The following is an 11,253-nucleotide window of genomic DNA, read 5'->3' as shown; positions in this document are numbered from 1 at the left end:
GCAGCGGCTGTCAGAGGATCGAGGTCGGCAGTCCTGGCGATCGCCCCAACCTCTGACCTTGCTTTCAACAGGGTCGCCCATCCGACCGTGGCATCCAGAGTTTCCATAGGAGGGGTCGTTTGCGGGAGGGGGCGAAATCCTACGCTAAGCTGAGAACGCGCTTCCCATAATCCCTGAGCTCGCCCTTCGGTCCGACATATCTGTATAGAGTGACGCGCTCGATCCCGAGTTCCTTGCACAGATCGGAAACAGACGTGTCGCGCTGCGCCATGGCGGCCTGGGCGAGACGCACCTGTGCTTTGGTCAGGGCGAATTTTCGCCCTCCCTTTCGTCCGCGCGCTCTGGCTGCGGCAAGGCCAGCCATGGTGCGCTCGCGGATCAGATCCCGCTCGAACTCGGCCAGAGTGGCAAAGATACCGAACACCATGCGGCCGGATACGGTCGTGGTGTCGATCTGAGCGCCTTTTCCGGTCAGCACACGCAGGCCGATCCTGCGGTCTGACAGATCCTTCACGGTGTTGACCAGGTGGGCGAGCGAGCGCCCGAGGCGATCGAGTTTCCAGACCACCAGCACATCGCCGTCGCGCAAGGATTTGAGGCATGCAGCTAAGCCGGGCCGATCATCGCGGCTACCGGATGCACGATCATCATAAATATTACCTGGCTCGATACCGGCGGCACGCAGGGCGTCGTGCTGGAGGTCGAGGGATTGGGAACCATCGGCTTTGGAGACGCGGGCATATCCGATCAGCATGTTTCTTAAACGTTGGTTTGAGGCGGCGCGCTGGCCACGAAAGATTTGTTCGCTAGAAATGTATCTTAACCAGCTTCATAAACAAAGCGTCTTGAACATTATCAGTTTTTGAAAAAGGAACATGAATGCCGCGCCGCGTCACGCTCACCGATAGACAGAAAGACGCGCTGCTGCGTCTGCCAACCTCCCAGACGGATTTGTTGAGGCACTACACGCTGAGCGATGAAGACCTCGGCCATATCAAGCAGCGTCGGCGCGCTCACAACAGGTTCGGCTTCGCTCTGCAATTGTGCGTCCTTCGCTATCCCGGCCGGGTGTTGGCTCCGGGCGAACTGATCTCGGCGGAAGTCGTTGAATTTATCGGGGCGCAAATTGGCCTGCGTGCTGACGATCTGGTTGAGTATGCCGCCCGCGAAGAGACGCGGCACGAACATCTTGCCGAGTTGCGGGCGCTCTACGGATTCCGTACCTTCTCCGGACGTGGCTCACGCGAACTAAAGGACTGGCTGTTTCGGGAAGCCGAGATGGCGGTGTCGAACGAGGATATCGCCCGCCGCTTCGTGGCTGAGTGCCGACGCACCCGCATGGTTCTTCCTGCAACATCGACGATCGAGCGGCTTTGCGCCAAGGCCCTGGTCGATGCTGAGCGGCGGATCGAGACGAGGATCGCCAGCCGGCTGTCCGTGGCCATCCGGGAGCAGTTGCTGTCATTGCTCGAGGAGACGGCTGACGACCGGGTGTCTCGCTTCGTGTGGTTGCGCCAATTCGAGCCTGGGTCGAACTCTTTGTCGGCTAACCGGCTGCTCGACCGGCTCGAATACCTGCAACGTATCGATTTCTCCGAGGATCTGCTGGCCGGTGTTCCTGCTCATCGCGTGACACGTCTGCGTAGGCAGGGCGAACGGTACTATGCAGATGGCATGCGCGATCTTCCGCAAGACAGACGGCTTGCTATTCTGGCCGTTTGCGCGTCGGAATGGCAGGCGATGCTCGCCGACGCCGTGGTCGAAACCCACGACCGGATCGTCGGCAGGCTCTACCGTGCATCGGAGCGCATTTGCCAGGCGAAGGTCGCCGACGAGGCGAACGTGGTGCGCGACACCTTGAAATCCTTCGCCGAAATTGGCGGAGCCCTGGTCGATGCACAGGACGACGACCAGCCGCTGGACGACGTCATTGCGCGTGGATCGGGTTGGGACGGTTTCAAAACTCTTGTTGCAATGGCAACACGACTGACTGCCACCATGGCAGACGATCCGCTCAATCATGTGCTCGACGGCTATCACCGTTTCCGCCGGTACGCTCCTCGCATGTTGCGCCTGCTCGATCTGCGGGCTGCGCCAGTCGCGCTGCCGCTTCTGGAAGCGGTGACGGCCCTGCGCGCCGGTGTGAATGATGCCGCGCGTATCGGCTTCCTTCGGCCTAGCTCGAAATGGCATCGTCATCTTCGTGCCCAGGCGATTGGCGACACCCGCCTCTGGGAGATCGCGGTGCTGTTCCATCTGCGCGATACGTTCCGCTCCGGGGATGTCTGGCTGGCCAGATCCCGGCGCTATGGCGATCTGAAACATGCACTCGTCCCGGCGCAAGCCGTTGCGGAAAGCGGTCGGCTCGCCATGCCATTGCGGCCGGAAGAATGGCTGGCGGACCGCCAAGCTCGTCTCGATATCCGGTTGCGCGAGCTTGGCCGTGCGGCACGCACGGGCACGATTCCCGGCGGTTCGATCGAAAACGGCGTTCTGCATATCGAGAAGCTCGAAGCCGCCGTGCCGACCGGCGCCGAAGATCTGGTACTCGATCTCTACAAGCAGATCCCGCCCACGCGCATCACCGATCTCTTGCTGGAGGTGGATGCAGTGACCGGCTTCACCGAAGCGTTCACACATCTGCGCACTGGAGCGCCCTGCGCCGACCGGATCGGGCTGATGAACGTCATCCTTGCGGAAGGGATCAACCTCGGCCTACGCAAGATGGCCGACGCGACGAACACACACACCTTCTGGGAACTGATCCGCATTGGACGGTGGCATGTCGAGGGCGAAGCCTACGACCGGGCGCTGGCCATGGTGGTCGAGGCGCAAGCAGTGCTACCAATGGCCCAGTTCTGGGGCATGGGCAGCTCGGCCTCGAGCGACGGCCAGTTCTTCTCCGCCACGGAACAAGGCGAGGCCATGAACCTGGTCAACGCGAAATACGGCAATACCCCGGGCCTGAAGGCTTATACCCACGTCTCCGACCAATATGCGCCGTTCGCGACCCAGGTGATCCCTGCGACGGCGAGCGAAGCTCCTTACATCCTCGACGGCCTGCTTATGAACGATGCCGGCCGCCATATCCGCGAGCAGTTCGCTGATACGGGCGGCTTCACCGATCACGTCTTTGCCGCATGCGCCATTCTCGGCTATCGGTTCGCTCCGCGCATTCGCGATCTGCCGTCCAAACGGCTCTATGCATTCAATCCCATGGCCGCCCCGGCCCACCTGCGGGCCATGATCGGCGGAAAAATCAATCAGGTCATGATCGAGCGCAACTGGCCCGATATCCTGCGCATCGCTGCTACCATCGCGGCCGGAAGCATCGCGCCAAGCCAGATCCTGCGCAAACTTGCCTCCTATCCGAGGCAGAACGAACTGGCCACGGCTTTGCGGGAGGTCGGCCGCGTCGAGCGGACCCTGTTCATGATCGACTGGATTCTGGATGCCGAGCTGCAACGCCGTGCCCAGATCGGGCTCAACAAGGGCGAGGCCCATCACGCGCTGAAACGAGCCATCAGCTTCCACCGGCGCGGCGAAATCCGCGACCGTTCCGCCGAAGGCCAGCATTACAGGATCGCCGGCATGAACCTGCTAGCCGCCATCATCATCTTCTGGAACACCATGAAGCTGAGCGAAGTCGTTGCCAGTCACAAACGCGAGGGAAAACTGCTATCGCCCGATCTCTTGGCTCACGTCTCTCCGCTCGGATGGGAGCACATCAATCTCACCGGAGAATATCGCTGGCCAAAGCCTTAGCGTAGGATTTCGCCCCCTCCCGCAAACGACCCCTCTTAAGCTCCTTGTTTCATCAATCATTAGGTTAGACCGTCTTGGAGCAGCGACCAATCGATTGGACTGATCAATCGAATTAGCGCAACATGGCTTTTCAACTTCGTCGGCGATACTTACTGCTTATCGGCTATCATGCGTGTAACTTGTTCTGGCCCTATAATCCTACCATCCGCGATATGGAGGATTGTCCTGAAGAGACGCAGCGTCTGCCTGCGATGGCTGATCACAAGGCTGGTACGCCCCTGCATCAGCCGCGTAAGCGCGCGGTTTACGGCGTCTTCGGAAAGCGCGTCCAGCCCTTCCGTAGGCTCGTCAAGGATGAGAATTGGCGCGTCCTTCAGGAAGGCGCGCGCTATGGCGATGCGTCGCGCCTGACCACCAGAGAGCTGCGCGCCGAGTTCACCCACCATCGTATCCAGGCCCCGGGTCATCGCAAGCACTTCTTCCCGGACGCCAGCGCACTCAAGTGCTGCTTCCATCTCGACCTCGGTCGCAGCGGGCTTGGCGATGCGTAGATTTTCGCGGATCGAGGTGTTGAAGAGATGCGTCTGCTGCGTGATGACAGAGCAGAGGCCACGCATCGTCTCCGCGGAAAGATCACGGATGGATACCCCCCCGATCGTGATGTCACCCTCCTGGAATTCCCAGAAACGTAGGATGAGATTGACAAGGCTTGTCTTTCCCGAACCGCTCTGGCCCATGATTCCAATCGCACTGCCTGCGGGCGCATGGCAGTTGATATGACGCAGCGCCCAACCCTCACTCCCGGGATAGCGGAAGGACACATCGCGAAAGGTGATGTCGAGCCGCGCCGGCACCGGAGCTTCTTGGGTGGGATCCTTGACGGTGGGTGGAGTGTCGACGATTTCAAAGATGCGGCGTGCGGCGCCTAGAGTCTGCCCGAGAGCGCGATAAGCCCCAGGCAGGCCACTCACGGCGTCAAAACTCGCCAACACGAGCAAGACGATCATAGCAAGATCCGGGGCAGGCAATCGGCCAGAGATAACGGGATGAATGGTTACCGCGAACGCCGTCAGCATGGTCATTTGGATGAGGACGAGAGCGCTGCCGGTAGCCGCTGATTCGATCCGCGTCCCCTGGAGTTTCAACCTGTCCAGAGCGGTATGCGCCACCTCCTGGCGGCTGGTTTGCCGCATGAGGGCACCGAAGACCCGCAACTCGTCGTAGCCGCGTATGGTATCAGCGATGTCGGCACGCAACCGTCCGCGTCCGGAGACGGCGGCTTCCGCCGGGCGACGGACCGCACGAAAAGCGAGCATCGGTAACCCGATCCCCACGATGATGAGACCAAGCAGATCGGTCACCGCCGCCGCGAGACTGAACCGCGCCAGGAAAATGGTGATGAAGCACATGCAAATGAATGCTGCGAGGCTGGGCGCCAGGACGCGAAGATAGACATTGTCGAGACTGTCTATATCCGCGCGAATGCGGCTGAGAAGATCGCCCGTGCGATGGCGTTGCAAGCCGGCTGGGGCGAGAGGCTCAAGATGAGTGTAGAACCAGACACGGAGATCGGAAAGCAGGCGCAGTGTTGCGTCATGCGTCACCAGCCGTTCGAGATAACGGCCTACGGTGCGTAGGATAGCCAGAGCCCGGATAGCCGCGGCCGGGACGAAATACTCGATGTGAAGCAAGCCGAGACCGGCCATGCCCATGGCAGTAATGAACCAGCCGGAGAGGGCGAGCAGCCCGACATTGGTGAGGATGACAAGGATGCCAAGCACCAGGCCCGCCACCTGCCAGCGCCAGGCGGGCCCGAGCAGCAAGAGTAGCCGCCAGAGATCGCGTATCGCCTGCCCCCTCATACCCCACCCTCCGTATAAGCCGCCTGAAGCGCTGCGTACGGGCCGCCTGAAGCACCAAGGGCGGAAGGTTCACCGTCTTCCACGATACGCCCCTCCCGCATCACAAGCACACGGTCGGCCATAGCCGCACTTTCCAGGCGATGGGCGATAAGCAAAACAGCGGTGCTGCGTGGCAGACGAGTGATGGCAGCACGGATCTCCGCCGCGGTCTCAGCGTCCAGGCTCGCATCTGGCTCGTCCAGCACCAGTAAGTCAGCTGGTTTGAGCAACGCGCGGGCGAGGGCGATGCGGCGGATCTCGCCGCCTGAGAGGCCTTGGCCGCGCTCGCCGATCTCCGTGCCGTAACCCTGGGGCAGGCGGCTGATAAAGCCGTGCGCGGCAGCGGCGGTGGCGGCAGTGATCACGGCCTCCAGGCTCGCGTCCGGCAGGCCCATGCGGATATTGTCAAGCAGACTACCGGCGAAGAGCGTTGGCCGCTGCGGCATCCAGGAGACTCGCGCGAACCAGTCGTCTGGCGCGAGGTCAGCGAGATTCGTTCCTTCGACCAGGATACGGCCGGACTGGGCGCGGTCGAGGCCAAGGAGAAGGCGGGCGAGGGTGCTTTTGCCCGAGCCGCTCGACCCCACGAGGGCGAGGCGTTCTCCGGGGGTGAGAGTGAGAGAGAGGTCGGCGAGCGCGGGCTCACCTTCACGATAGGCGAAACCCACGGCTTCGCAGCGGACGAGCCCTGTCTGGGTGGTCGGGGCTTTTACCCGCGCGGTTGGGGCGGGTGCGATCTCCGATGCTTGCAGGACGGCGACAATACGATCGGCGGCGGCGACCGCCTCCATGCGCGCGTGATATTGTGTGCCCATGGCCCGTAGCGGGCGGAAGAATTCGGGTGCCAGCAAGAGCACGAAGAAGCCAGGCAGGAAAGCGAGTTCGCCGTAATAAAGACGGAAGCCCACGAAGACGGCGATCATGGCAACGCCGAGGGTCGTGAAAAATTCCAGCACCAGCGAGGAGAGAAACGCCAGGCGCAGCACGCGCATGGTGGCGAGCCGGTATTCCTCCGACATGCGCCCGATCAGCTCCGCCGCGTCCCGGCTCGCGCCGAAGAGCTTGAGGGTGGTCAGGCCTTCCACCACGTCGAAGAAATGCGCGCTCATCAGCGCAAGGCGGCGCCATTGTGTTTGGTTCAGTCGTTCGGTGCCTCGGCCGATGATGATCATAAAGATCGGTATGAGCGGCGCACCGAGGAAAAGGATGAGGGCCGAGACCCAATCCACTGGCAGCACGAAGGCGAGAATGGCGACCGGCAGGAAAGCGCCCACCGCCATCTGTGGCAGGTAGGTGGCGTAGTAATGATCCAATGCGTCCACGCCTTCCACCAAGAGGCTGGCCATATCTCCACTGCGCTGGCGGATGAGGAAGGCCGGGCCAAGGGCCGCAATCCTTTCCTGCAGCTGGTGGCGAACGGCCGCCTTCACCTGGGTGCTGCCGGCCATCGCCGTCACGCTCGCGCCATGACCTAGAAGCGCGCGCAGAGCGGCGAGGCCAAGGATCCCCGCGAGAAGGCTGGAGATTGCCGCGAGGCCCCGGTGGTGGAAGATCACGGCGCTGACGCCGCGTGCGAGCAGCCAGGATTCAGGCACTAGCAGAAGACCGCCGAGGCTACCCAGGATCACCGCCAGCCGCAGCGGTCGCCGCGCCGCGTCGGACTGGCGGCGCAACCAGCCATTGAGCGCGCGGCTTAAGCTGCGCGGCATCGGTGCCTTATGGATGGTTGTCATGGCTGCGTCTTGCCGTACCGCTCAGTGATAGGCCGCCAGCGCCGAGATGCGGGCACGAAAGACCCAGATCTGGTAGGCGTTGTACATCAGCATCACGGGGAAGAAACCACCCATGGCGAGGGTGAACGTAAAGAGCGAGACAGCCGGGCTTGCGCCCGCGTAGATCGTCCAGGTATTCGGCACGATCCAGGGATAGACAGTGACCATCATCGCCAGGGCCATGACGGCCACCGCGAAATTGAACCAGAGGATCGCCGCAAAGTCCCGATCATGCCGCACGGCGCTGCGCATCTTGAAGGCAACGAAGACCACCGCGATCAGCACCAGTCCCCAGATCCAGAAATGCGCGCCGAACCATTTGGCGGCTGCCCAGGGAAAAATCACGGCGTTAATCACGACAGTCACCGCGACAGCGGCAAGCGCCAAGTAGAAAATGAAGTCTGTCCAGCGCGCGGCCTGCTCGCGGATCGGCTCGCCATGCTCGAAGCGGGCGCGGATAAAGAGCACGCCGGCGAGGGTTACGGCGAGGACAGCGGCAACGCCGGTCCAGATGCTGAAGGGGGAGATGAAGCGAAACGAGCCCCCGACATAGGTTGGCACTACGCCAGGCGTGTTGGTCAGCGGGAAGCCCTGAAGAATGGCGCCGACGGCCATACCGCCGAAGAAGGCAACAACGAGGCTCGAGACACCAAAGCAGATATCGGAGAAGCGTTGCCAGGGTGTCTCCGCCAGATGGCGGAATTCGAGCGCGAGCGCCCGGGTGATCATGCCCCACAGGGCCAGCGCCAACGGCACCATCAGGTAGCTGAAGGCCGAGCCATAGACGAAGGGGAACGTGCCAAAGAGCACGCCGCCGGCGACGATCAGCCAGGTCTCGTTTGCATCCCATGTGCCGGCCATCGCCGACATGATCGCGCCGCGCTCATGATGGCTGCGCACGAAGAGAGAAAAGACGCCAGCGCCGAGATCGGCGCCATCCAGCAGGATGTAGAGGAGCACGCTCAGGTCAAGCGCGATCCACCAGGCGAAGGTGACGATCGATTGGATATGGCTCAACCCGTCCATGATTTTGCTCCGGCGAAAGTGCGGTGTGCGTGGCGGCTCATCTCAGAGTGGCCGGACATAAGAGGGGGCATCGCCATGTCGTTCCTCAAGTTCACCGAGGTGTTGATTGCCGCCATGCACCACGGGGCTGTCCATGTCTGGTCCGCGGCGCATCACCTTCGCGAAAAAATACCAGGTGCTGCCCCAGACGATGAGTTCGAAATAGATGTAGCCGACAAGCCAGAGTACGGCGGATGTCACGCTCATATGGCTGACACCCTGCTCGGTACGCATCAGCCCGTAGACGACCCAGGGCTGGCGCCCGACCTCCCGCACCCACCAGCCGCACCATATGCCGACATAGGGCAGGAAACCGCAGAGGATGGCGGCCCACAGGAAAAGCTGGTTATGCGCAATGCGATCGGGCGAGAGGCGTCCACGCAGCAGCAGCCACAGGCCCCAGAGAGCGAAAAGCAGGAGTGCGCCGCCGGCGGCGGCCATGACGCGGAAGGCGTAGAAGGGGACGACGACAGGCGGCCGGTCCTTGGCCGGGATGCTGTTCAACCCTTCCACCTTGCCGTTCCATGTATGGGTTTCGAGCAGGCTCAGCACATGTGGGATGCTGATCGACCAGGCCATATCGTCGCCCTTGGCATTGGGCCAGCCAACAACCTGCCAGCTTGTATCGACGGACCCATCCGGATTGTAGGTATTATAATGGCCTTCCATCGCCGCGAGAGCCGCGGGTTGATCATCCGCGACGATCAAACCGAGACCGTCACCCAGATAGATCTGCAGTGGTGCGATTACCACGAGTGCCAGAACGGCGTATTTGAGAGGCCGCTGGAATAGCGCCAGATGCTTCTTGGTCAACACGAACCAGGCCGAAACCGCGATGACAAAGCAAAGTGCCAGTTCTATGGCGGCCACCAGCATATGCGGGAAACCCAAGATGACGTCGGGATTAAACAATGCCGCAAGCCAGTTCGTTATCTGAAAATACCCGCCCTTCAACTCCACGCCGGTCGGAGTCTGCATCCAGGAATTGGCGTCGAGGATCCACATGGCTGAGAGGGTTGAGGAAAGTGCCACGTTAAACGTCGCGAAAAGATGCATGCCCCGGCTGATCTTCCCCCAACCGAAAATCATCAACCCGATGAATCCCGCCTCATACATGAAGGCTGTGATCGTCTCATACCCCAATACCTGACCAAAAAAGGGGCCGGCGGCCTGAGAAAAGGGCCCGTAAAGGATGCCGAAAGCCATCTCCATGGTAATGCCGGTGGCAACACCCGCACCGAAATTGACGATGAAGAGCTTTTCAAAAAACCGCACGATGCGGTACCATTTTTCGTCATTGGTCCGCACCCACTGCCATTCCCCGAGAAACAGCAGGATGGCAAGGCCGATGGTCAGCGGCGGATTGATAATGTGCATGGTGGTGATCCATGCAAAGTCCAACCTTGATATAAGAACCGATAAAGCATCTTGCGGCATAATGCAGACCCATCAACATATGGCTGGCGATCGCCGGGCAGCCAAATTCCCTAAAGACCTCGGAGCAACCGCAGGCCTTGCCGGGCCTTGATATGTCTTCCGAGCCAGACGACAGCGACACCCGAAATAACCCCAAGTGCTACTTCTGAGAGCCGGGAGACGACGATACTTTCCGCCGATCCCGAATGTGGGACCAGTAGAACGATTGTCGCTGTGACGCCCGCAAGCTGGCCAGAATCGCTTTTATTAAGCGCAGCACAGACGGTGATCGAAACCACGACTGCCGCCACATAAACCCAGAGTGCTGCGCCAAACTGCAGCACAAAGCCTAGTCCCACGCCGCCACCGATCAGGGCACCGATGCACTGCTTTTGACCGAGTTTTGCAGTCGCATGGCATTCCCCTTGTGTGACGGCAATGGCTGTGATCGCCGCCCAAAAACCGTCCTGCAATCCAAACCACCGGGCGGGCATATAGGCAACCAGCGCGCTGCATATTGAGAGCGCTGCTTGGATAAGCCCGACCACGATGCGGCTATACATGGCGATGATCTGCCGCAGCATGGGCGATCCCGCCGCTTCCTGCTCATCTTGAAAGGAAGACGGAGGCACCGCCATTGTTTGGTCGGGTTGCATTCCTCCTACCCCACCAAAGCAGCATCCAAGGTAATCTCAGCGTTCAGTGCCTTGGAGATTGGACAGCCTTGTTTCGCTTTTGCGGCGATGGCTGCGAAGCTTTCAGAGTCTGCGCCCGGTACGAACGCTCTGAGTTTCAGATTGATTTTCGTAATCTTGAAGCTGCCTTCGAGCTGCTCCAAAGTCACCTCGGCTTGCGTATCCAGGGCCGTTGCCGTGAGCCCCTCTTCCTCGAGAAGACGGGACAAAGCCATTGTGAAGCAGCTGGCATGAGCGGCGCCGAGGAGTTCCTCGGGATTGGTTCCCTTCTGATCCCCGAAGCGGTTGCTATATCCGTAAGGGTATGATTCCAGTGCTCCGCTCTCCGTCGAAATGTTGCCCTTGCCGCCCTTGAAGCCGCCGGCCCAAGAAACCACGGCGTGACGCTTCAGTATCATCGCTTTTTACCTTTTCTACAGAACAGGTTTGAGGCTCGCTGATCTTAGTGCTGCAAACCAGCACTGGTACCGTACGGCGGAAATGATCGCTGCTTTGCACAGAGAATAGCCATGGGTGACGACTCACACAAGAGGCCATCGTGTGGATGGTACGCTAAACAACGTTTGGCATGAACAATAAAGGAACGATCAGGCGGCACGAGCCTGTTTCGACAGATTGAGCGTCTTGCGGCCCGCAGAA

Annotated in this window: 8 protein-coding genes; 1 reads left to right on the top strand and 7 read right to left on the bottom strand. The window is 60.8% G+C overall.

All coding sequences use genetic code 11. The features are described from left to right. Positions 1 to 139: 139 nt before the first annotated feature. Complete coding sequence (locus tag GOB81_RS16470; RefSeq protein WP_173571364.1) at positions 140 to 754, bottom strand: recombinase family protein; 615 nt, start codon at positions 752 to 754, stop codon at positions 140 to 142. Positions 755 to 879: 125 nt separating this feature from the next. Here GOB81_RS16470 and GOB81_RS16465 point away from each other — a divergent pair, with 125 nt between their 5' ends. Continuing rightward, positions 880 to 3,765 carry a Tn3 family transposase gene (locus tag GOB81_RS16465; RefSeq protein ID WP_173571363.1) on the top strand — a complete coding sequence of 962 codons (2,886 nt, stop codon included), beginning with the start codon at positions 880 to 882 and terminating at the stop codon, positions 3,763 to 3,765. 149 nt (positions 3,766 to 3,914) lie between these two features. Here the strand turns inward: GOB81_RS16465 and cydC are convergent, their stop codons facing one another. From cydC to GOB81_RS16435, 6 genes are read right to left on the bottom strand one after another with little or no spacing between them, the layout of a single operon-like run. Then, on the bottom strand, positions 3,915 to 5,627 hold the full coding sequence (cydC, locus tag GOB81_RS16460; RefSeq protein WP_173571362.1) for a thiol reductant ABC exporter subunit CydC: 1,713 nt from the start codon (positions 5,625 to 5,627) through the stop codon (positions 3,915 to 3,917). Beyond that, the gene (cydD, locus tag GOB81_RS16455; RefSeq protein WP_173571361.1) at positions 5,624 to 7,399 is read right to left on the bottom strand and encodes a thiol reductant ABC exporter subunit CydD; all 1,776 of its coding nucleotides are present in this window, start codon (positions 7,397 to 7,399) and stop codon (positions 5,624 to 5,626) included. The genes cydC and cydD overlap by 4 nt, the downstream gene beginning before the upstream one ends. Positions 7,400 to 7,420: 21 nt before the next feature. After that, the gene (locus GOB81_RS16450; protein ID WP_173571360.1) at positions 7,421 to 8,464 is read right to left on the bottom strand and encodes a cytochrome d ubiquinol oxidase subunit II; all 1,044 of its coding nucleotides are present in this window, start codon (positions 8,462 to 8,464) and stop codon (positions 7,421 to 7,423) included. A gap of 42 nt (positions 8,465 to 8,506) precedes the next feature. Then, positions 8,507 to 9,940 carry a cytochrome ubiquinol oxidase subunit I gene (locus GOB81_RS16445; RefSeq protein WP_194299930.1) on the bottom strand — a complete coding sequence of 478 codons (1,434 nt, stop codon included), beginning with the start codon at positions 9,938 to 9,940 and terminating at the stop codon, positions 8,507 to 8,509. Between the two features lie 50 nt (positions 9,941 to 9,990). Beyond that, complete coding sequence (locus GOB81_RS16440; RefSeq protein ID WP_173571359.1) at positions 9,991 to 10,575, bottom strand: FUSC family protein; 585 nt, start codon at positions 10,573 to 10,575, stop codon at positions 9,991 to 9,993. A gap of 5 nt (positions 10,576 to 10,580) precedes the next feature. Continuing rightward, the gene (locus tag GOB81_RS16435) at positions 10,581 to 11,012 is read right to left on the bottom strand and encodes an OsmC family protein (protein ID WP_173571358.1); all 432 of its coding nucleotides are present in this window, start codon (positions 11,010 to 11,012) and stop codon (positions 10,581 to 10,583) included. Between the last annotated feature and the right edge of the window lie 241 nt (positions 11,013 to 11,253).

Source organism: Acetobacter conturbans (genome assembly GCF_011516755.1).
Classification (GTDB): Bacteria; Pseudomonadota; Alphaproteobacteria; order Acetobacterales; family Acetobacteraceae; genus Acetobacter; species Acetobacter conturbans.
This window is presented reverse-complemented; position numbering and strand designations above follow the sequence as displayed.

What these genes read in the sequence shown, in the direction of transcription:
- GOB81_RS16470 (WP_173571364.1), bottom strand. Translation starts at nt 754, where the DNA reads ATGCTGATCGGATATGCCCGCGTCTCCAAAGCCGATGGTTCCCAATCC.
- GOB81_RS16465 (WP_173571363.1), top strand. Translation starts at nt 880, where the DNA reads ATGCCGCGCCGCGTCACGCTCACCGATAGACAGAAAGACGCGCTGCTG.
- cydC (WP_173571362.1), bottom strand. Translation starts at nt 5,627, where the DNA reads ATGAGGGGGCAGGCGATACGCGATCTCTGGCGGCTACTCTTGCTGCTC.
- cydD (WP_173571361.1), bottom strand. Translation starts at nt 7,399, where the DNA reads ATGACAACCATCCATAAGGCACCGATGCCGCGCAGCTTAAGCCGCGCG.
- GOB81_RS16450 (WP_173571360.1), bottom strand. Translation starts at nt 8,464, where the DNA reads ATGGACGGGTTGAGCCATATCCAATCGATCGTCACCTTCGCCTGGTGG.
- GOB81_RS16445 (WP_194299930.1), bottom strand. Translation starts at nt 9,940, where the DNA reads ATGCCGCAAGATGCTTTATCGGTTCTTATATCAAGGTTGGACTTTGCA.
- GOB81_RS16440 (WP_173571359.1), bottom strand. Translation starts at nt 10,575, where the DNA reads ATGCAACCCGACCAAACAATGGCGGTGCCTCCGTCTTCCTTTCAAGAT.
- GOB81_RS16435 (WP_173571358.1), bottom strand. Translation starts at nt 11,012, where the DNA reads ATGATACTGAAGCGTCACGCCGTGGTTTCTTGGGCCGGCGGCTTCAAG.